The following is a 20,499-nucleotide window of genomic DNA, read 5'->3' as shown; positions in this document are numbered from 1 at the left end:
TCCAGAGCCAGGCCGCGCCCCGGACGCCGGAGGCGTCGCCGTGCCGGCTCGGGCGGATGGGCGTGTCGAACGCGTCGGAGAAGACGTGCGGCGCGATCCGCTCCGGCAGGCCTGCGAGGATCTCGGGTACCCGCGAGAGCCCGCCGCCGACGACGATGACATCGGGGTCGATCAGGTTGACCCCCTGGGCGATGCCGCGCCCGAGCCGGTCGAGGTAGCGATCGAGGGTCGCCCACGCGCGCGCGTCCCCGGCGCGCAGCGCTGCGATGACCGCCTCGCCGCCCGCGGCCTTCCCCCCGTGCCTGACATGGTCGGCGGCGAGCGCCGGCCCGGACACCCAGGTCTCGAGGCAGCCGTGGCGGCCGCAATAGCAGGCGGGGCCCGGGCGCTCGTCGTCGCGCGGATGGGGCAGCGGATTGTGGCCCCACTCCCCCGCGATGCGCCCGCGCCCCGACAGGGCCCGGCCCTCCAGCGCGATCCCCGAGCCCACGCCCGTCCCGAGGATGAGGGCCCAGACGATCCCGAGTCCGGCCCCGGCGCCGTCGACGGCCTCCGAGACCGCGAGGCAGTTGGCGTCGTTCTCGATCCGCACGGGGCGCGCCAGGACCCGCTCCAGGTCCACGGCGAAGGGCTGTCCGTTCAACCAGACGGAATTGGCGTTCTTGACGAGGCCGGTGCGGGGCGAGATCGCGCCCGGCATGCCGACACCGACCGTGCCCGAACCGCCGGCCTCGGCCTCCAGGGCCACGACGAGGCCGGCGATGGCCGCCAGCGTGGCGGCGTAATCGTCACGCGGGGTCGCAACCCGGCGCTCGGCCCGCGCGGCCCCTTTCGCATCGAGGACGATCCCGGCGATCTTGGTGCCGCCGAGGTCGATGCCGATGCGCAAGGGGTCGCTCAAGTCGAGGCTCAGCGGGCCGCCATGGGGATCGGCGCCGCCGACGCGGCCGGGGTGACGATCGGGTCCATGTTCGGGGAATGGTCCGAGATGTCGGTACCGATCGATACCGGATGCGCCATGACCTGGTTCAACTTCTCCTGGTCGAGTTCGCCCTCCCAGCGGCTGACCACCACGGTGGCGACGCCGTTGCCGATCAGGTTGGTGATGGCCCGGCACTCCGACATGAACTTGTCGACGCCGAGGATCAGGGTCATGGCGGCCACCGGGACCGGGTTGTTGGGAATGGCGGAGAGCGTCGCCGCCAGGGTGATGAAGCCCGCCCCCGTGACGCCCGAGGCGCCCTTCGAGGTCAACATCGCCACGAGGATGATGGTGGCGTACTGGCCGAAGGAGAGGTCCGCGCCGACGGCCTGGGCCAGGAACAGCGTCGCCAGGGTCATGTAGATGTTGGTGCCGTCGAGGTTGAACGAGTAGCCTGTCGGGATCACCAGGCCGACCACGGAGTCGGACGCGCCCAGGCGGCGCATCTTCGTCATCATGTGCGGCAGCACCGTCTCGGAGGACGAGGTGCCAAGCACGATGAGGAGTTCGTCCTTGATATAGGCCAGGAACTTGAAGATCGAGAAGCCGGCGACCCGGGCAATGCCGCCGAGCACGACGACCACGAACAGGAACGCGGTGACGTAGAACGTGCCCACCAACCAGGCGAGATCGACCACCTTGCCGATGCCGTACTGACCGATGGTGAAGGCCATGGCGCCGAAGGCGCCGATGGGCGCGAGCTTCACCACCAGGCCGATGATGCGAAAGAAGATCTGCCCCATCGTGTCGATGGCGTGGGTGATGACCTCGCCGCGCTTGCCCATGCCGGTGACGACGACGCCGGTGAGGATCGAGATCAGCAATACCTGCAGGAGGTCGCCGGTGGCGAAGGCGTCGAAGAAGCTCTTCGGGATCAGCGCCATGATGTGGCCGGTCACGGAATCGTCCGCCGCCAGCTTGGCGTATTTCTCAACCGACTTGCCGTCGAGCTTGGTCACGTCGGCGTTGAAGCCCGCCCCCGGCTTGACCACCTCGCCGACGAGGATGCCGATGAGGAGCGCGATGGTGGAGACGACCTCGAAGTAGACCAGGGCTTTCAGGCCGACGCGGCCGACCTTCTTCAGATCGCCGATGGAGGCGATGCCGTGCACGATGGTACAGAAGATGATCGGCGCGATCATCATCTTGATCAGCGCGATGAAGGCGTCGCCCAGCCACTTGACCGACTTGCCCCATTCCGGATGCAGGTAGCCGAGCAGGATGCCAAGCGCGATGGCGATCAGCACCTGGATGTAGAGCACCTTGTACCAGGGCTCCTTGTGCGAAGGGGCGGAGGCAGCCGCAACCGCTCCCTGTGTCGTCGCCTGGGCCATGTTCCCTCCCGCTGCGCTCGGCGCTATCCGCTGATTGTTAATCCGGACGCTAGCCAGTTTATTCCGCCCGCTCAATCACGCCGGAGGGGTCCCGGTGACAAACTGCGAGGCGTACCACGTACTTCGCGCAGAAACGTGTGGAGGTGCGGCGCCCGGCGCTATCGCGCAGCGCCGCCGCGGTGCACGCGTGAGTGGTGCCCCCGAATTCCCGCGCATCCGGCGCCAGACGGGCGGACCTCATCGCCTCGTCAGGAAGCCCGCACGTGCCCAGCGCCCCCGAACCGTCAGGACTTCGTCGTCTCACCCAGGCTGCCGGAATGGCGGCGCTCGCGCTTCTCGCCCTCGCCACACCGGCGAGCGCCGGCATCGTGGCGCGGGTGGACCAGTCCGCCCAGCGGATGCGGGTCTACGTGGACGGAGCGCTGGCGTATGATTGGCCGGTCTCCACGGCGCGGGCCGGATACGTCACGCCGAACGGGCGCTTCCGCGTCGGGCGGATGGAGCCGTTCTGGCGCTCGCGCAAGTACAACGGGGCGCCGATGCCCCACGCCCTGTTCTTCCGCGGCGGCTACGCCATCCACGGGACGGGCGATATCGGCCGGCTCGGCCGGCGGGCGAGCCACGGCTGCGTCCGCCTCAGCCCGAGCCATGCCCGGGCGCTGTTCGGGCTGACCGCGCGCCACGGGGGCGCGCAGGTCTCGATCGTTCCGTAGCCCTCGACAGCCCCGAAGGCCCTCGACCCGGGTTCAGGTCTGCTGGGTGCGCCGGGGACGGACGGTCCAGCGCTCGAACTCGGCGGCGATGTCGTCCTCGCCGCGGGGAGCCGCGTGGGGCTGCGGATTGCCGAGCGCCTGCGACAGGCTCTCGATGACATCGTCGATGCGCGAGTCGATATGGGTCGCCGGCTCGACGGGGGCTTCGTGCGCGGCCTCAGCGGGCGCCGGATCGGCGTGCGGCTCCGCCGGCGCGGCCTCGGGCTCGGACGGGGCGGAGGCCGCCACCGGTGCGGGTTCCTCGGCGGGCGGAGCCGCCTCGGCCGCCACCGGTGCTGCGACGGCGGCACCGCCCGCCACGCGGCGAAGGGCCTTCATCGTGCCTTCCCCATCGCCCGCCTTCGCGGCACCGCCAAAACGACCGAAGCCGAAGCGCGGCTCAACGAGGTCGAGGACCGCTTCGAGGGCAGCGTTGCTCAAGGCGACCTCGCCGGGCTGCGGCGGGCCCTGCAGCGCGATGGCATGGCGGTCGTAGGCAGCATCGCCCGTCACCTCCGGGCCGAACCAGGCCGGAACCGAGAAGCCGCCGGCTTCTTCCGGCCCGTCGAAGGAGACGCTGATGAGGTCGAGTTCGCCCGGAACGGCGTAGCGATCGACCAGGGCCTCCCGGCCGCCGCCGAGCGCGATGCCGGTGCGGTCGTAGGCGGCCTTGCCGGAGCAGACATCCATGAGCGCGTCGCCGTGGGCGCGCGGCACATCGGTGCGCTCCTCGCTGGCACTTCCGTCGGGCGCTGAGGTCACGAGGACGAGATGGCAGTTCTGGCCATCCACCCGAACGTAGGAGACGCGCCCGGCCTGGGGCGCGAAGTAGCCTTCGCTGATCCGGGCGGCCCCGCGCTCCTTGCGAACGAGGCGGACCAGGGACGGGGCCACGAGAAACCGGCGTACGAGGCTCATCGACATTCTCCGTGAAAGACGGGTCGGCCCGGGCGCGAAGCCGGACGGACGCCGACGTCGGGGCCACGGACCTCCCCTGCGGGAGGGCCGACCGGCTTTGTGGGGGCGGCGCCACGGACCGGGCCGGATCGGCCCAACCGTGAAACCATGACATAGGATATGTTTTGGAGGCGTCCCCAGCGTTGCCAGGACACCTCAGTCAATACTGTATCACCTCGGACTAAGCAAAACGACGGCGAAATCAAGACCATCGCCGTCCCGGCGCCGGCTCATCCCCACCCTCTTCTCATCCGGTCCTGGCCCGGCGCATCGGCGTTTGCGGCCGAAAACCCGGCGTCACGCCTCTGGCTCGAACCGGAGCGAGATCCCGTTCATGCAGTAGCGCAGGCCGGTGGGAGCCGGTCCATCGTCGAAGACGTGGCCGAGATGGCCCTGGCAGCGGGCGCAATGCACCTCCGTGCGGGTCATCCAATGGCTGCGATCGACCGTCGTCTCCACGGCGCCGGGGAGGGGATCGAAGAAGCTCGGCCAGCCGGTGCCGGATTCGAACTTGGTGCCGTTGACGAAGAGCGGCGCGTCGCAGCCGGCGCAGTGGAAGGTGCCCGCGCGTTTCTCGGCGTTGAGGCAGCTGGTCCCGGCGCGCTCGGTGCCGTGCTCGCGCAGCACCCGGTACTGGTCGGGGGTCAGGATGGCGCGCCAATCGGCCTCGCTGCGCGCCGCGACGTCGTCGGTGGGGGCCTGGCTCATGGGACGCGCTCCGTGGGGGTACGAGGATCGAGGAACTCATCCCCACATAGGCATCCGCCCCCCGAAAGGGGAGCCTGCCGTCAGGCGACGGCCCCGAGAGTGTCGGCCATGCGGGCGCGGCGGGCGCCCATGGGCCGCTCCGGGCCGGTGGTGGTGTCGCGCGCGGTCTGATGCTCCATCTCGGCGTTGATCTCGCCGCCGAGCAGGACGATCGTGGTGGAGATCCAGATCCAGGTCATGAAGCCGATGGCGGCGCCGAGCGAACCGTAAGTCTCGTTGTAGTTGCCGAAGCTCGACACGTACCAGGAGAACAGGATCGAGGCGACGAGCCAGAGCAGGCCGGCCACAGCGCCGCCGACCCCGACCCAGCGCCAGCGCGGACGCTCGCGGCTCGGGCCGTAGCGGTAGAGGAGCGACAGCCCCCCGAGCAGCACAACCAGGAGCGCCGGCCAGCGCAGCAGGGCGATCAGCCAGGCGGTGTCGCTGAGGCCCACGAACTTGAAGACCACCGGCAGCACGACGATGCCGGTGAGCGCCAGGATGATGAAGGCGAGCGCCCCGATGGTGAAGGTCAGCGAACGCAGGTTGAGCATGACGAAGGAGCGCTTCTCCTCCTCCTCGTAGACCACGTTGAGGGCATCGAACATCGCCTTCATGGCGGCGTTGGCGCTCCACAGCGAGAGCAGCAGGCTGGTGAAGAAGGTCAGCCCCAGGGTGCTGTTGTCCTTGGCGGCGATGCGCTTCACCTGATCGCCGATGATCTCGATGGCGCCGGAGGGCAGCACGCCTCGCATGCTGGCGAGGTGATCGTTGATCGAGCCCACGTCGGCCACGAGCCCGTAGCAGGAGACCAGGGCGGCGATGGCGGGAAACAGCGAGAGCAGCGAATAGAAGGTCACGCCCGCCGCGACGGAGAGGACCCTGTCCTGCAGGAACTCCAGGTAGACCCGGACGAGGATATCCTTCCAGCCGGAGGCGGTGATCTCGGTGGGCGAGTGCGCGGCGCGACCCCGCTCGACCTGGGTCGCGGCGACGTGCTCGGCGGCCGCCCCCTCGTGCGAACGGGCCCCCGCCTTGGCGGAGGGATCGTAGGATTGGGGAGCCGGCAGCACCGGGCCGGATCGCTTCGGCGCCGCCGCGAGGGCGACGAGCGCGGTACCCAGCAGCAGGGTCCAGAGAAGGGAATTCGCGGCGTCGCCGGCGGGCGGGGGCGCAGGGCGTGGTGAAGACGACATCGGAGACCGGATCGAAGGCGCGTCGATTCAACGCGATGGCACAACGTCATGCAGGCTTGGCCGTTCCGCCGGCCCCTGGATGCTCATCCAACTTCGGAGTCGGTGTGCTCGGCCGGCAACGCTCCGGCGGCGTCGGCAACCGATCGGGCGGCCTTGCGGCGGACGGCCCTTCAGGCCCGGCCCGCTCCGTAGAGCCCCGCATGGGTCTGGCGCAGCACGTTCTTCTGCACCTTGCCCATGGTGTTGCGCGGCAGTTCGTCCACGAAGAGGACGCGCTTGGGGCATTTGTAGCGGGCCAGACGCCCTTCGAGCGTGCGCAGGATGGTGGCCTCGTCGGGAACGCCCTCGCGGCCGACGACGACGGCGGTGACGCCCTCGCCGAAATCGGCGTGCGCGAGGCCGATCACGGCGGATTCGACCACGCCCGGAAGCGCGTCGATCTCGTTCTCGACCTCCTTCGGATAGACGTTGTAGCCGCCCGTGATGATGAGGTCCTTACCGCGTCCGACGATGTGGACGTAGCCGTCGGCGTCGATCTTGCCGAGGTCTCCCGTGATGAAGAAGCCGTCCGCCTTGAACTCGGCCGCCGTCTTCTCGGGCATGCGCCAGTAGCCCTGGAAGACGTTCGGGCCCTTCACCTCGATCATGCCCACGGCGTCGGTACCCAGCACGGCGCCGGAATCGGGGTCGACGACCCGGACGCCGACGCCCGGGAGCGCCGGCCCGACGGTGCCCGCCACCCGCGCGCCTTCGTAGGGGTTCGAAGTGTTCATGTTGGTCTCGGTCATGCCGTAGCGCTCGAGGATGGCGTGGCCGGTGCGCGCCTCCCAGTCGCGATGCGTCTCGGCGAGGAGCGGCGCCGAGCCGGAGACGAACAGGCGGATGCCGGCGGTGACCTCCGGGGTCAGGCCGGGCTCCTTCAGGAGGCGGGTGTAGAAGGTCGGCACCCCCATCATCGCGGTGGCGCGCGGCATCAGGGCGAGGACCTGGGCCGGGTCGAAGCGTGGGAGGAACAGCATCGTGCCGCCGGTGGACAGCACCGTGTTGGTGGCCACGAACAGGCCGTGGGTGTGGAACACCGGCAGGGCGTGGAGGAGCACGTCGTCCGCCGTGAAGCGCCAGGATTGCGCGAGCGTGCGGGCGTTCGAGGCGAGGTTCTCGTGGCTGAGCATGGCGCCCTTCGAGCGCCCCGTGGTGCCCGAGGTGTAGAGGATGGCGGCGAGATCGCCCGGCCCCCGCGCCACGTCCGCGAAGGCCTGCGCCTGCGAGGCCGCGGCCTGCGCCAGGGTGCCGTGCCCGCGCGCGTCGAGGGTGTGCAGGACGGGCACGCCGGCCGCCGCCGCCACCGGCGCGAGCGCTTCGTGCTTGGCCGGATCGCAGACGAACAGGGCCGGCTCGGCGTCCCCCAGGAAGTAGGCGATCTCGGGCGGCGTGTAGGCGGTGTTCAGCGGCAGGAAGACCGCGCCGGCCCGGACCGCGCCGAGGTAGAGGAACAGGAATTCCGGGCTCTTCTCGGCCTGCACCGCGACCCGGTCACCCGGTTTCACGCCCGCCGCGACCAGGGCCGCCGCGTAGGCGCCCGAGCGCACGATCAGGTCGGCGTAGGTGGTGCGCGCGCCCTCGCCGGTCTCGAGGAAGACCTTGGCGGCCGGATCGGCGGGCAGGTTGGCGCGGACGAGATCGAAGAGGTGATTGGACATGGTCGGGTGGGATACGCTCTTGGAACGACGAATTGTGAACAACGAAATCGACGGCGTCCGCCGCCGAAGGGTCGGTCAGGCCTCGGCCAGGGCCACCGCCCGCATCGGCGGCAGGTTGGTGCGAAGCTCGCGGCTCACCGCGCTGGAGGCGGCGACGGTGCCGAGATTGGCGTAGGTCTCGTGGTTCTTCTCGATGGCCGAGAGGTCGTAGAGGTAGTTGACCATCAGCCCGCGCGACTGGGCAAGGCCCTTGGCCGAGACGTCGCCGAGGAAGTTCAGCCGCTCCAGCCGGGCGCCGTTGCCGAGATGGAAGCGCGCCACCGGGTCGAGGGGCCGGCCGCGCTCGTTCTTGACGCGCAGGAAATAGGCGGCGGCCGCCGGGATCATCGCCTTGCGCACGGCCTCGCACGTCGCCTTGTCGGCGTGCCAGTCGGGCTCGTCGATGAGGCGCAGGGCCTCCACGTCCTCCCGGGTCAGCCCCTGCGGCGCGTCCGAGCGGCGTTCGCGGTCGAGCCAGGTCGCGAAGCCGGGCACCGGCGAGAGGGTGACGAAGGTCTTCAGGCTCGGGATCTCGCGGGCGAGATCCTCCACCACCTGCTTGATGAGGAAGTTGCCGAAGGTGACCCCGGCCAGGCCCTTCTGGCAGTTCGAAATCGAGTAGAAGATCGCCGTGGTGGCGGCCTTGAGCGGCAGGGGCTCGCGCTCGTGCGCCAGGATCGGCGCGATGGCCGGACTGATGCCGGCGGTGAGCGCCACCTCGACGAAGATCAGCGGCTCGTCCACCAGTGCGGGGTGGAAGAAGGCGAAGCAGCGCCGGTCGGTGGGCTCGATGCGCCGGCGCAGGTCGTCCCAGCCCGCGATCTCGTGGACCGCCTCGTAGCGGATGATCTTTTCCAGGATATGGGCCGGCGTGGTCCAGTCGATGTGGCGCAGCACCAGGAAGCCCCGGTTGAACCACGAGGCGAACAGGTGCTCGAAATCGCTGTCGAGGCTGTCGGCGGCGTCGATGAGGTCGGGGTCCGCCTCCTCGCGTCGCAGGTCGCGGCGCAGGCCGAACAGGTCCTCGCGCATCCGAACCAGGGCGCGGGTGCCGTCGCGCGCGAGGTTGAGGCGGCGGATGAGTTCCTGGCTGCGCGGCTCGGCGGCGTCGTGCAGCACGCTCAGGGCGGCCCGGGACGGCCCGGCGCGATAGGCCGCGATGGCCTCGTCCACGGCGGCATGGTCGGCGGCGAACTCGGTGGCGACGAGGCGCAGGAAGCTGCCGCGCTCAGAAGGACCGAGGGTGGCGTAGCGCTCCAGGATCAGCCGGGCCAGGGCGACGCCGGAGGCCTCGCCGCGCCGTGAGATCAGGTCCTCGCAGAGCTTGACGAGTTCCTGCGCGCTGGCGCGGGCGCCGAGGTCGCCGCGCCCGAAGCCGATGAGATCCCGGCCCCGGTCGCTGATGGTCTGGAGCAGGTCGCCGAAGAAAGAGATCGCCGCCATGTCCCGTCGCCTGACCCTTCGCTGACGCCCGGCATGGGCAAACCGGAGCCCCGCGCGTCGCGGGGTCCCCGGCTCGGCCGCTAGTCTAGGGCGGGTCCGGCCGGAGAGCCAGGGACCTTAGGCGCAAAGTCCCGACTGGCGGGGTGAGGCCTCAGCCCTGGCTGCCCGGGCCCGCGATCTCGGCCAGATCCGCCCGCTCGCGCCAATCCTCGACCCCGTGCTGGCGGGCAAAGCGCAGTTCGGCGGCGCGCAGGGCCCTGACGGGATCGCGGGCCCGGGCGATGTCCACCGATCCCACCGTGAAGGGGACGCCCAAGATCTGCTTGGCAAAGTTGACGCGGTAGGTCGCCATTCGAAACTCCCTGGCCGGTGAGACCCGTGCGCCGAAAAAGCCGGTTTGGCCCTCACGAACGACAAGCCTCGTCGGCTCGAAACCCGATCAGAGCGCAAGATGCGAAGAATTCCAAGTCCGTCCCTCGTCGAGGCCGGACGCCGCATCAGTCGCCGGTAATATCCCGTATATGGGAAGCCCGAAATTCGACGCGAAGTCCCCCGCGACGACATGGCCGGGCACACAAAGCCAAGACAAACCTGTGCGCGCGGGAAGAGAACGGCAAGGTCGGCCGGCCGGATCGCAGCAGCGGCGCCGCCCTCACCGTGTGCAGCCAAGTTCGGGCCGAGTTCGAACCGGGTTGCCGAAGCCGCCGCACAGGCTTACCCGCTCGGGGAACGCTCCCTTTCGCTGGCCCGATCCTCGCACGACACTCGTGCCGGGGCCGCGCGAGCCCCCTTCATGCCCCCGAATGCCATGCTCCTTGAATTGCACGCGATCGCGCGCCGGCCCGCGCGAAATCTCGCCCCGGGCCGCGGCGCATGAGCGGGACCGAGGGACGTGCCGGCGTCGACGCGCACGGATTCACGCCAAAAGCCCGATTCGGCCTGACGCTGATCGCCGGGGGCGCCGTCGCCAACATCTACTACAACCAGCCCCTGCTGGCGCTGCTGGTCACCGAATTCGGGGAGCGGGCGGCCCTCTGGGTTCCGACCGCCTCCCTCGTCGGCTACGGTCTCGGCATCCTCGGCCTCGTGCCGCTGGGCGACAGCCTGTCCCGGCGCAGCCTGATCATCGGGCAGACCCTGGGGCTCGCCGTCGCGCTGCTGGCGGCGGCGCTGAGCCCGAACCTCGCGGCGCTGGCGCTGGCCAGCCTCGTCATCGGCATCCTGGCCTCGGCGGCGCAGCAGGCGGTGCCGTTCGCCGCCGAGCTCGCCCCCGATGCCAGCCGGGGCCGCATGGTCGGCCAGGTCATGACCGGCCTTCTCACCGGCATCCTGCTGGCGCGGACCGCCAGCGGCCTCGTCGGGGCGCATTACGGCTGGCGGGCGGTGTTCTTCGCCGCCAGCGCCGTCGCGGTGCTGATGGCGGGCATCGCCGCCACGACCCTGCCGGGTGCCGCCCAGACCCGGCCCCTGCGCTACCGCGCGCTGATGCTGTCGATCCTCTACCTCGTGCGCTCGCAGCCGGCGCTGCGCCGCTCCAGCCTGTCGCAGGGACTGTTGTTTGCGAGCTTCAACGCCTTCTGGGCGACGCTGGCCCTCCTGGTGGAGGCGCCGCCCTTCAACCTGGCGGCCGCGGGCGCCGGGATGTTCGGGGTGATCGGCGTCGCGGGCGCCTGCGTCGCCCCGCTCTCCGGGCGGTTCACCGACCGGCGCGGCCCACGGCCGATGGTGGTCATCGGCGCGCTCTTCGTGGTCGCGGCCTTCGCGGTCCTGTGGGCGGGGGGCGCCCGGTCCCTCGTCGCGGTGGGTCTCGGCGTGCTGCTCATCGATATCGGCCTCAACGCCTCGCTCATCGCCAACCAGACCCGGGTCTACGCCCTGGTGCCGAGCGCCCGGGGCCGCATCAACACGGTGCTGTTCACGGTGATGTTCGTGTTCGGGGCGCTCGGAGCCTTCGCGGGTTCGCAGGCCTTCCTGCTCGCCGGCTGGTCCGGCGTCTGCGGCGTCGGAATCATTCTGGCGAGCGCAGGCTTTCTCGTGAGCGTGCTCGAACGCAAAGATACCTGAGACAAGAGCGCCCCAAGGCTTCCTGCCGGGGGCTTCCTACCGAAGCACCCGCGACAGGCGGCACCATTCGCCCCGGTCCGCCGGCATGCCGAAACGCAGCCGCCGGGGTACCGCCGCGAACCGGCGGACATAGATCCCGGCCGCGCCGAGGCGCGCGAACAGGTCCGCGCCATTGGAGAAGTCGGCGGTGCGGAACAGGCAGGTTCCGCCGATCACGGTCCCGCCGGCGCGCAGGATCATCCGGTCGAGCCGCACCGCATCCGCCGCCCGCGCGAAGGCGGCCTCCCGGCGCCAATCCGCGTCCGACAGGGCGGCGCGGCCGATGGCGAGCGCCGGACCCGACACCGCCCAGGGGCCCAGCGCCTCCGCGATCGGGCTGGCAAGACTCGGTTCGGCAAGCGCGAACCCGAGTCGGATGCCCGCGAGCCCATAGGTCTTGCCGAAGGAGCGCAGCACCACGAGGCCCGGCGCCAGGGCGCGCCCCAGCGTCTCGACCGGCTCGAGGTCGGCGAAGGCCTCGTCGACCACCAGCAGGCCGCCGCGCCCGGCGAGGTCGCGGGCCAGGGCACGCAGCGTCGAGGCCTCCCAGGTGCGGCCGTCCGGATTGTTCGGGTTGACCACCACCACGACGTCGGCGCCGCCGATCTCGGCGATGGCGGCCACGGTCGCGACGGCATGGCCCGCGCGGGCCCAGGCCGCCGCGTGCTCGGCATAGGTCGGCCCCAGCACGGCGACCAGGCCGCGCGGCCGCAGGCGCGGAAGGGTCTCGATCAGGATCTGGGTTCCGGGGGCCGCCACCACGCAGTCCGGATCCACCACGCCGTAGGCGCCCGCCGCCGCCCGCCGCAGGCCCGCGACGTCGGCCGCCGAGGGCAGGCGGCGGAAGGCGCTGGCCTCAAGCACCGGACATGGATAGGGCACCGGATTGATCCCCGTGGAGAGATCGATCCAGGGCTCGGGCGCCTCGGGGAACAGGCGCCGGGCGGCATCGAGGTCGCCGCCATGAAGCACCGGTTCTCCGGCGATCGTTTCTCTGGTGATCGAGTCCTGCACGCCCGGGCCGCGCGCCCTCACCGAGACGACATGTCCTGGACCGCCCTCACCCATCCGCCCGATACGCTCATCGTCCTGGTGCTGGCCCTCGCCATCGAGGCGGCGGCCGGCTATCCGGACCGGCTCTACAGGGCGCTCGGGCATCCTGTCACCTGGATCGGGGCACTGATCGGGGGCCTCGACCGGCGCCTGAACCGGGGCGACGCCTCGCGTCGGCGCGTCGCGGGCGTCGCCGGCCTGCTGATCCTGATCGCCGGCGTCGGCGGAATCTCCCTGGCGCTGACGGCGCTCGCCGGGTCGGCCGGCCTCCTCCCGGCGCTCGGCCTCATTGCGCTCCTCTGCGCCAGCCTGCCGGCCCAGCGCAGCCTGCACAGCCACGTCGCCCGCGTCGCCAGCGACCTGCGCCGCGACGGTCTCGCGGGCGGACGGCTCGCCGTCTCGATGATCGTCGGGCGCGACCCGGAGACCCTCGACGAGGCCGGCATCTGCCGGGCCGCCATCGAGAGCCTGTCCGAAAACTTCTCCGACGGGATCGTGGCGCCGGCCTTCTGGATCGGCCTCGGCGGCCTGCCCGGAGGCGCGCTGTACAAGGCGATCAACACCGCCGACAGCATGATCGGCCACCGCACCCCGCGCCACGAGGCCTATGGCTGGGCCTCGGCCCGCCTCGACGACCTCGTGAACCTGCCGGCCTCGCGCCTCACCGCCCTGCTCATCGTCGCGGCGGCGGCGCTCCATGCCGGCGCCTCGCCCGGCAACGCCTGGCGGGCGGTGCGGCGGGACGCGCGCCGCCACCGCTCACCCAATGCAGGCTGGCCCGAGGCCGCGATGGCGGGGGCGCTCGGCCTGCGGCTCGCCGGCCCGCGCACCTACGGCGCCACCCGGGTCGAGGATGGCTGGATGGGCGACGGGCGGGCCGACGCGACGCCGGACGATGTCGAACGGGCGCTGGCGCTCTATAGAACCGCATGCCTGCTGCTGTTCGGCCTCGCCGCGTCGCTGCTGGCGCTTCTCGAGGTCACTTCTTCATGATCGTTGCCCGCACATGATCCGTTCGACGACATCCGGCCCCGGCCGCCCCGCCGGGCGGCGTCTCGCCCTGGCCATCGCCGCCCTCGGAGGCTTGAGCGCGACGCCGGCCTTGAGCCAGGCCGAGGCCCTGAGGCCCCAGCCGGGGCCCTACATCCTGGGAAGGGATTTCGACGGCGAGACGAAGGACGGCGCGGTCCGCCAGGCCTTCGACATCAGCGGCGCGGCCTGCCGGCCGGCCGGCCCGGAGGGCACCCGGGCCTGCGTCGCGGTCAACGACGAGAATTCCGGCGCGCAGTTCTTCAGCCTCGACGGCACCACGATCACGCCGGGCGCCAGCGCCTTCGAGCAGGGCCGGGCCCCGTCCGCGAAGACGCGCGGCACGCCTGCCGCGGCCTTCGCCTGCAGCGGCGGGCAGGGCAAGTTCAACCAGCTCGACGGCGAGGCCGTCGCCTATGCCGAGCCGTATTTCTACGTCACCGGCTCGCATGGCTGCACGCGCGGCAAGCGCCAGTACAAGCTGTCCTCGATGATCCTCACGCGCGTGCGGCCCGACGCGGCCGGAACGGCGGCGCAGGAGACGGTGAGCACCTACCGGCTGATCGACGCGCTGAACGCGTCCGGGCCCGTGAAGGATTTCGTCCTGCGCGACCTCGAATTCGACCGCAACGCGCCGCCCCCGGCGGGCACGCCCCAGCCGAACGGCCTCAACATCGAGGGCCTCGCCGTGGTGGGCGAGCGGCTCTACGCCGGCCTGCGGGCCCCGAGCCTCGACGGACAGGCCCTCCTGGTCTCGGCGCCGGTGGAGGCCCTGTTCGCGGAGGGGGCCGAGCCCCTGACCGCCGAGGTCACGACGATTCCCCTCGCCGTCGGCCGGGACGCGGGCATCCGCGACCTCGCAGCCCTGCCCGATGGCCGGCTCCTGGTGCTCACCGGATCGTCGCGCAACGGGCTCGCCGTTCCCTACAGCCTGTTCATCGCCGAACTGCCCTCGGGCCGGCTGACCCCGCTCGGCAGCCTGGAGCCCGTGACGGCCCGGGACGACGCGGGCCAGACGATCACCGGCAAGGCCGAGGCCGTGATCCGGCTGGGGCCCGGCCGCGTGCTGGTGATGTTCGACAGCCTGCTCAACGGCGCGCCGCACGAATACGCGGTGGCGATCCCGTAGGCGGGCTCGCCGCGGACCTTCAGGCCGGTTCGAGGCTCGGGACCGGCGCGCTCCGGCGCGCGGCGTCGCGGCGCAGCGCCGAGAGCACCACGAACATCAGGCTCGCCCCGAGCCCGAGGCAGGCGGCCAGGAAGTACATCGGCGCGAGGTTGCTGCCCGTCTGGTCGCGGATGAACGGCACGGCGTTCTGCGCGATGAAGCCGCCGAGATTGCCCACCGAGTTGATGGCCGCGATGCCGGCGGCGGCGCTGGCCCCCTTCAGGAAGGTCGCGGGCAGGGACCAGAACACCGGCTGGGCCGAGAACACGCCGGCCGCCGCCACGCAGAGGCAGGCGAACTTCAGGGCCGATCCGGGCAGCAGCACGCTGAGCACCAGGGCCAGCGCCGCGACGAGGCCCGGCACCACCACGTGCCAGACCTGATCGCCCGTGCGCGCCGCCCGCCGGGGCACCCACCACAGGGCGAGCGCGGTGACGAGCCACGGGATGACGTTGATGAAGCCGTTGACGGTGTTCGAGACCTCGAAGCTGCGCACCACCGTGGGCAGCCAGTAGCTCAGGCCGTAGGCCGCCAGCGGAAAGGCGACGTAGACGGAGGCGAGCATCCAGACGCGCCGGTCGAGGAGTGCCGCGAAGGGGTTGCCGTGCTCGACGAGACCGTCCGCCGCGCGCTCGGCGGCCAGCGTCCCGGAGAGCCAGTCGCGCCCCTCGCGGCCGAGCCAGGGCGCCTCCTCCGGCCCATCGGGCAGGATGCGCAGGACGATCACCGCGAGCGCCAGGGCGGGCAGGCCGGTGGCGACGAACACCCATTGCCAGCCCTTCAGCCCGAGCGTCCCGTCGAGGTCGAGGAGCGCGCCGCCGATGGCCGCCCCGACGGCGTTGGCGAGCGCGCTCGCGATCATGAACCAGCCGATCATGCGGGCCCTGTGGGATTGCGGGAACCACAGGGTCAGGGCGAACAGCACGCCGGGAAAGAACCCCGCCTCCGCCACGCCGAGGAGGAAGCGCAGCGCGTAGAACATCGTCGTGTTCTGCGTGAACCCGAGCAGGATGGTGATGACACCCCAGGTCAGCATGATGCGGGCGAACCAGCGCCGGGCCCCGACCCGCTCCAGGATCACGTTGCTCGGCACCTCGAACAGGAAGTAGCCGAGGAAGAACAGCGAGGCTCCGAGGCCGTAGACGCTCTCGCTCAGGCCGAGGTCGCCGACCATCTGGAGCTTGGCGTAGGAGATGTTCTGCCGGTCGATATAGGCGATCAGGTACATCAGCCCGAGGAGCGGCATCAGCCGCAGGGTCACGGTGCGGATGGTCGCGTGCGCGAGGCGCGCATCCACCGCCGGAGGGGGCGTCGTCATCGGGGGCTTCCTCGCGTCGCCCGTTCGGTGCGGGCGTCTCGCCGGAAGACTAATCGGAGGGCGCGCTACGAGGCCAGGGCGAGCATGCGGTCGCAATCCACATGCGCTTCGAGGTGGTCGGCCAGGCGCTCCAGCACCCGCTCGATGCCGGCCTCGTAGGCGAGCCCGCTGGGAGCCGCCCCGAGGCGGGCGAGCCAGGCGCTCCGCTGCCGGTCGTCGGCGAACAGGCCGTGCACGTAGGTGCCGGTCACGAGCCCGTCGGCCGAGACCGCCCCGTCGCGGCGCCCGTCGGCGAGGCGGATCGCGGCGCGCGCGGTGTCGGGGCCGGTGGTGTCGCCCACATGCATCTCGTAGCCGGTGAACGGCACTCCGTCGGCCAAGCTGATGCCCGTGACGGCGGCGAGGTGCTTTTGCGGCGTCATCACGGTCTCGATGTCGAGGAGGCTCAAGCCTGGCACGGAGCGCGGCGCCCCCTCGATGCCGTGCGGGTCGTCGATGCGCCGGCCCAGCATCTGGTAGCCGCCGCAGAGGCCGAGCACCCGCCCGCCCCGCCGGACATGGGCGCGGATGTCGATGTCCCAGCCCTGCCCGCGCAGGAATTCGAGGTCGTCGATGGTGGTCTTCGAGCCCGGCAGCAGCACGAGGTCGGCGACCGGGATCGCCTCGCCCGGGCGGACCAGCACCACGGCGAGGCCCGGCTCGGCCCGGAGCGGGTCGAGGTCGTCGAAATTGGCGATGCGCGGCAGGACCGGAACGGCCACGACCTTGCGTCGGGCGTCTCCCGCTTCCGAACCGGCGAGGCCGAGCACGTCCTCCGCCGGCAGGCGGGCCGCGTCGGGAAAGTGCGGGATCAGCCCGAAGCTCGGCCATCCGGTCGCCGCCGCGATGGTGGCCATGCCGTCGGCGAACAGGCTCGGGTCGCCGCGAAACCGGTTGACGAGGAAGCCCCGGATCATCGCGGCGTCGTCCGCGTCGATCACCGCCTTCGTGCCGACGAGGCTGGCGATGACCCCGCCCCGGTCGATGTCGCCGAGCAGGATCACCGGCGTGCCCGTCGCGCGGGCGAACCCCATATTGGCGATGTCGCCCCGCCGCAGGTTCACCTCCGAGGCCGAGCCCGCCCCCTCCACCACGACGAGGTCCGCCTGCTCCTTCAGGTACGAAAAACTCTCCAGCACCGAGGCGAGCAGGCGCGGCTTCCAGGCTTGGTAGTCGCGCGCCTTGGCGGTGCCGACCATGCGGCCCTGGACCACGACCTGACTCCCGGTCTCGCTCTGGGGCTTCAGGAGCACCGGGTTCATGTGCACGGAGGGCGCGACGCCGGCCGCCCGCGCCTGGAGCGCCTGCGCCCGCCCGATCTCGCCGCCATCCGCCGTCACGGCGGCGTTGTTCGACATGTTCTGCGGCTTGAACGGCCGCACGCGCAGGCCGCGCCGGGCATAGACCCGGCAGAGCCCGGCCACGATCAGCGACTTGCCGACATCCGAGCCGGTGCCCTGGATCATGATGGCGCGGGTCATGGCTCAGTCCCGCGCCGGGAGGGCCGCGGCGCAGGCCGGATCGGCGGGCCGCGCGGCGCGGGGGAAATCGAGGATGGCGGCGCCGTAGGTCTCGACGACCTCGGAGAACGGCACGCGTTCGGCCGTGAACAGGACGGCCCGGTGCCGGAACAGGCGGCCGGGGATCGCGAGGTCGCCGCAGGTGGAGGCCGAGGGCGGAGCCTGCTCCCAGCCCTTCGGCAGGGGATGCCAGAGGAATTCGGCCTCGATGGTCTGGCGCGTCGTCCCGAGGGCCTGCACCGCCCGGCCGAACGGCGTGTCGGTCGTCTCGAGGAGCCGGTTCATCTCGGGGGTCAGACGCTCGGGCACGTACCAGTTGTCGGCGTCCGACAGGACATGCTCGCCGCAGGCCAGCCGGACCTGCCGGTATCCGAGGCGCGTCTCGGGGCCGGCGTTCAGGCGCTGCCGCGTCTCGTCCGAGGCGGGCTTGTCGACCGCGCGCTGGAGGCTCGCCGCGAGCCGGGGCGTCGGCGCCATGCCGTGGTCGGCGCACCACCCCTCCAGCGTCGCCGTGGCGGAGCGGCTGGCGAGGAGCCGGGCGTTCAAGCCCTCCATCACCGCCAGGACCTCGACGCGCCCGAGATGGGTGTCGGGCCAGGACGGGGCCGGCTCGGAAAGGGCGGGCTGGGCCCCCGCGACCTCAGCGCCCATCAGGGCGAGGAACGCGACCGCGACGATGGCCCGCCGCATCAGAACTCGATCCCGGCCTGGGCCTTCACCCCGGCGGCGAAATGGTGCTTCACGCTTCCCATCTCGGTGACGAGGTCGGCGGCCTCGATCAGGGCCGGCTTGGCGTTGCGGCCCGTGACGATGACGTGGAGGTCGGGGCGCCGGGACCGGAAGGCCGCCACCACCGCCTCGACCGGCAGGTAGTCGTAGCGCAGGGCGATGTTGAGTTCGTCCAGCACCACGAGGCGGATCGTCGGGTCGGCCATGAGGTCGAGGGCCTTGGCCCAGGCGTGCTCGGCGGCGGCGATGTCGCGCGCCTTGTCCTGGGTCTCCCAGGTGAAGCCCTCTCCGAGCGTGTGCCAGTCGATCTGGGTGCCGAAGGCCTTGAGCGCGTGCTTCTCGCCCGTGTCCCAGGCGCCCTTGATGAACGGCACCACGCCGACGCGCCAGCCGTGGCCCAGCGCCCGCAGCATCAGCCCGAGGGCAGCCGTGGTCTTGCCCTTGCCGGGGCCGGTGTTGACGATGAGGAGCCCCTTCTCGATCGTCTTGCCCGCCACCTCGGCATCCTGGACGGCCTTGCGCTTCTCCATCTTTTCGCGGTGGCGTTCGGCCTCTGCGTCGCTGATCTCGGCGTCGCTGATTTCGGCGTCGGTCGTCTCGGCGTCGGTCATGGATTCGCTCCGGGTGCGGGCTTCACGATCATCGGCAATCCGGCCACCATGAAAACGACGTGGTCGGCGCGCGCCGCGAGGCGCTGGTGCAGGCGCCCGGCGGCGTCGCGAAACCGGCGGGCGAGCGCGTTGTCCGGCACGATGCCGAGGCCGACCTCGCTGCCCACCAGCACCACCGGCCCGGGCGCGCCCGCACAGGCCGCGATCAGCGCGGCGCCGGCGGCCTCGACTTCGGCCTCCGCCAGGATGAGGTTGGTCAGCCACAGGGTCAGGCAATCGACCAGCACCGGGCCGGGCGCCTCCGCCACCGCCCGGGGCAGGTCGATCGGCACGTCCCGGGTGATCCAGTCGCCCGAGCGGCGCTCCCGGTGCAGGGCGATCCGTGCCCGCATCTCGTCGTCCCAGGCCTGCGCGGTGGCGAGGTAGGTCCAGGGCGCGGGCCACGCCTCGATCAGCCCCTCCGCGTGCAGGCTCTTGCCGGAGCGCGCGCCGCCGAGCACCAAGGTCATGTGATGTGGGGACAGCGCCATGCTCCCCCTCTGCCCGATAACGGGTTCCGGGGTCAAAGCCGGGACCGGCGGCGAGGGCCGGCCCACGCGTTGTCAGCGCCGGCACAACCGCGTAGAAGCGCTGATTGGACGGTGCCCCGGCGACGGGGTGAAAAGGGAATGCGGTGAGGAGGACACTCCGAAACCGCGGCTGCCCCCGCAACTGTGAGCGGAGACGGGCCTGCCATGAGCCACTGGAGCGATCCGGGAAGGCGGCAGGACCGGACGACCCGCGAGCCAGGAGACCTGCCGTCCGGAGGGCACCCGCCCTCCACCCGCTCGATCCGTGACGGCCGCCGGCGGGGCGGCCAGGAGATGAACCGATGTCGACCAACACCCTCGTTCTGTCCGGCACCCGCACCAACGAGCGCCTCGGCGCCGTGCTCGTGGCCGCCTTCCTCGGCCTCGGCCTCGTCTTCATGGCGGGCTTCGCGCCCGCGATGGCGCTGCACAACGCGGCGCACGACTTCCGCCACAGCCAGAACTTCCCCTGCCACTGAGCGCTCAGGACGCGGCAGGGTCGCGGTGCGAACCTGCAATCCTCTGAGTCTCCGTGTCCACGCGCTCTCCGACGCCGAACCGGCATGCCCCTCGGCGGGACGCGCGCAGCGCCCAAGGCAGACAGTCCCATGATCATCCGGCTCCTGTCGGCGGCTCTGGTCGCCGGCTTCCTCGCGGCTGTCGTCGCGACGGGCCTGCAGCTCGCGCTCACCTCGCCGCTCATCATCGCAGCCGAGCGCTTCGAGACGCAGGCCTCCGCCGCACCGGCGCTGCTGTCGCCCGCCTCCCTGGTGGTGCGCATCCACGGCGGTCACGATCAGGGTACCAAGGACCCTGGAACCCGGGACCCGTCCGTCAGCGGCGGCGAGACGGCGCCAGACTGGCAGCCCGGCCCCGGCCTGCCCCGCATGGCCTTCACGGCCCTCGCCACCCTGGTGGGCGGCGTCGGCTACGCGCTGCTGCTGGGCGCCGTGCTCGCCGCCTGCAACCGCGAGCCGACCCCTGAGACCAGCCTGCGCTTTGCCATCGCGGGCTTCCTCGCGGTGGCGCTGGCGCCCGCCCTCGGCCTGCCGCCCGAACTCCCCGGCATGGAGGCCGCCCCCCTCGCCGAGCGCCAGTTCTGGTGGGTGATGACGGCGGCGGCCACCGGCATGGGCCTCTACCTCATCGCGATCCGCCGGGCGCCGATCGCCATCGCGGGCGGCATCGTGCTCCTCGTCGCCCCCCATCT

General features: G+C 71.6%; 20 protein-coding genes and 1 riboswitch. Of the genes, 6 read left to right on the top strand and 14 right to left on the bottom strand.

Going from position 1 to position 20,499, the window contains the following annotated elements; all coding sequences use genetic code 11:
* Nucleotides 1-901 (bottom strand): ROK family protein (locus JWQ05_RS14160; RefSeq protein WP_299659373.1); only part of this gene is annotated, 901 nt, incomplete at its 3' end.
* Nucleotides 902-909: 8 nt separating this feature from the next.
* Nucleotides 910-2,316 carry a dicarboxylate/amino acid:cation symporter gene (locus JWQ05_RS14155; protein WP_299659370.1) on the bottom strand — a complete coding sequence of 469 codons (1,407 nt, stop codon included), beginning with the start codon at nucleotides 2,314-2,316 and terminating at the stop codon, nucleotides 910-912.
* 263 nt (nucleotides 2,317-2,579) lie between these two features.
* Between JWQ05_RS14155 and JWQ05_RS14150 the strand changes: the two genes are divergently transcribed.
* Complete coding sequence (locus JWQ05_RS14150) at nucleotides 2,580-3,029, top strand: L,D-transpeptidase (protein ID WP_299659367.1); 450 nt, start codon at nucleotides 2,580-2,582, stop codon at nucleotides 3,027-3,029.
* 33 nt (nucleotides 3,030-3,062) lie between these two features.
* Here the strand turns inward: JWQ05_RS14150 and JWQ05_RS14145 are convergent, their stop codons facing one another.
* From JWQ05_RS14145 to JWQ05_RS14120, 6 genes are all read right to left on the bottom strand, one after another.
* The gene (locus JWQ05_RS14145; protein WP_299659365.1) at nucleotides 3,063-3,986 is read right to left on the bottom strand and encodes a hypothetical protein; all 924 of its coding nucleotides are present in this window, start codon (nucleotides 3,984-3,986) and stop codon (nucleotides 3,063-3,065) included.
* 336 nt (nucleotides 3,987-4,322) lie between these two features.
* Nucleotides 4,323-4,733, bottom strand: a complete 411-nt coding sequence (msrB, locus tag JWQ05_RS14140; RefSeq protein WP_299659363.1) for a peptide-methionine (R)-S-oxide reductase MsrB — start codon at nucleotides 4,731-4,733, stop codon at nucleotides 4,323-4,325.
* Nucleotides 4,734-4,813: 80 nt separating this feature from the next.
* Entirely contained in the window at nucleotides 4,814-5,968 is a 1,155-nt protein-coding gene (locus tag JWQ05_RS14135; RefSeq protein ID WP_299659360.1) for a YihY/virulence factor BrkB family protein, read from the bottom strand.
* A 170-nt stretch (nucleotides 5,969-6,138) separates the two neighbouring features.
* Complete coding sequence (locus tag JWQ05_RS14130; protein WP_299659358.1) at nucleotides 6,139-7,668, bottom strand: malonyl-CoA synthase; 1,530 nt, start codon at nucleotides 7,666-7,668, stop codon at nucleotides 6,139-6,141.
* A gap of 75 nt (nucleotides 7,669-7,743) precedes the next feature.
* Nucleotides 7,744-9,150, bottom strand: coding sequence for a malonyl-CoA decarboxylase (locus JWQ05_RS14125; RefSeq protein WP_299659356.1), 1,407 nt, complete (start codon nucleotides 9,148-9,150; stop codon nucleotides 7,744-7,746).
* Nucleotides 9,151-9,301: 151 nt separating this feature from the next.
* Complete coding sequence (locus JWQ05_RS14120; RefSeq protein ID WP_299659353.1) at nucleotides 9,302-9,502, bottom strand: hypothetical protein; 201 nt, start codon at nucleotides 9,500-9,502, stop codon at nucleotides 9,302-9,304.
* A 521-nt stretch (nucleotides 9,503-10,023) separates the two neighbouring features.
* Between JWQ05_RS14120 and JWQ05_RS14115 the strand changes: the two genes are divergently transcribed.
* Complete coding sequence (locus JWQ05_RS14115; RefSeq protein ID WP_299659350.1) at nucleotides 10,024-11,214, top strand: MFS transporter; 1,191 nt, start codon at nucleotides 10,024-10,026, stop codon at nucleotides 11,212-11,214.
* A gap of 36 nt (nucleotides 11,215-11,250) precedes the next feature.
* Here JWQ05_RS14115 and cobD read toward each other — a convergent pair whose 3' ends face one another.
* Nucleotides 11,251-12,321 carry a threonine-phosphate decarboxylase CobD gene (gene cobD, locus JWQ05_RS14110; protein WP_299659347.1) on the bottom strand — a complete coding sequence of 357 codons (1,071 nt, stop codon included), beginning with the start codon at nucleotides 12,319-12,321 and terminating at the stop codon, nucleotides 11,251-11,253.
* Between cobD and cbiB the strand changes: the two genes are divergently transcribed.
* Together cbiB and JWQ05_RS14100 are read left to right on the top strand one after the other, a co-directional pair.
* Nucleotides 12,298-13,299 carry an adenosylcobinamide-phosphate synthase CbiB gene (gene cbiB / locus JWQ05_RS14105; RefSeq protein WP_299659344.1) on the top strand — a complete coding sequence of 334 codons (1,002 nt, stop codon included), beginning with the start codon at nucleotides 12,298-12,300 and terminating at the stop codon, nucleotides 13,297-13,299. The genes cobD and cbiB overlap by 24 nt on opposite strands.
* 13 nt (nucleotides 13,300-13,312) lie before the next feature.
* Complete coding sequence (locus JWQ05_RS14100; protein ID WP_299659341.1) at nucleotides 13,313-14,464, top strand: DUF3616 domain-containing protein; 1,152 nt, start codon at nucleotides 13,313-13,315, stop codon at nucleotides 14,462-14,464.
* Nucleotides 14,465-14,483: 19 nt separating this feature from the next.
* On the opposite strand, the gene JWQ05_RS14095 is transcribed toward JWQ05_RS14100, so the two are convergent.
* From JWQ05_RS14095 to cobU, 5 genes are all read right to left on the bottom strand, one after another.
* On the bottom strand, nucleotides 14,484-15,821 hold the full coding sequence (locus JWQ05_RS14095; protein ID WP_299659338.1) for an MFS transporter: 1,338 nt from the start codon (nucleotides 15,819-15,821) through the stop codon (nucleotides 14,484-14,486).
* A 65-nt stretch (nucleotides 15,822-15,886) separates the two neighbouring features.
* Nucleotides 15,887-17,341, bottom strand: coding sequence for a cobyric acid synthase (locus JWQ05_RS14090; RefSeq protein WP_299659335.1), 1,455 nt, complete (start codon nucleotides 17,339-17,341; stop codon nucleotides 15,887-15,889).
* A gap of 3 nt (nucleotides 17,342-17,344) precedes the next feature.
* Nucleotides 17,345-18,031 (bottom strand): hypothetical protein, encoded by a 687-nt coding sequence (locus JWQ05_RS14085; RefSeq protein WP_299659382.1) that lies wholly within the window; start codon nucleotides 18,029-18,031, stop codon nucleotides 17,345-17,347.
* Between the two features lie 38 nt (nucleotides 18,032-18,069).
* Nucleotides 18,070-18,675, bottom strand: coding sequence for a cob(I)yrinic acid a,c-diamide adenosyltransferase (cobO, locus tag JWQ05_RS14080; RefSeq protein ID WP_299659379.1), 606 nt, complete (start codon nucleotides 18,673-18,675; stop codon nucleotides 18,070-18,072).
* A 41-nt stretch (nucleotides 18,676-18,716) separates the two neighbouring features.
* Nucleotides 18,717-19,229 carry a bifunctional adenosylcobinamide kinase/adenosylcobinamide-phosphate guanylyltransferase gene (gene cobU / locus JWQ05_RS14075; protein WP_299659376.1) on the bottom strand — a complete coding sequence of 171 codons (513 nt, stop codon included), beginning with the start codon at nucleotides 19,227-19,229 and terminating at the stop codon, nucleotides 18,717-18,719.
* Between the two features lie 113 nt (nucleotides 19,230-19,342).
* Nucleotides 19,343-19,537, top strand: a riboswitch (cobalamin riboswitch).
* Nucleotides 19,538-19,591: 54 nt separating this feature from the next.
* Here cobU and JWQ05_RS14070 point away from each other — a divergent pair.
* Nucleotides 19,592-19,768, top strand: a complete 177-nt coding sequence (locus JWQ05_RS14070) for a CbtB domain-containing protein (protein WP_299659332.1) — start codon at nucleotides 19,592-19,594, stop codon at nucleotides 19,766-19,768.
* 129 nt (nucleotides 19,769-19,897) lie between these two features.
* Nucleotides 19,898-20,499: CbtA family protein (locus tag JWQ05_RS14065; RefSeq protein WP_299659329.1), on the top strand; the 602-nt coding region annotated here is incomplete at its 3' end.

It is taken from the genome of Methylobacterium sp., assembly GCF_028290105.1.
GTDB lineage: Bacteria > Pseudomonadota > Alphaproteobacteria > Rhizobiales > Beijerinckiaceae > Methylobacterium.
The sequence above is the reverse complement of the archived record's forward strand: the minus strand, read 5'-3'. Positions and strand labels throughout refer to the sequence as shown.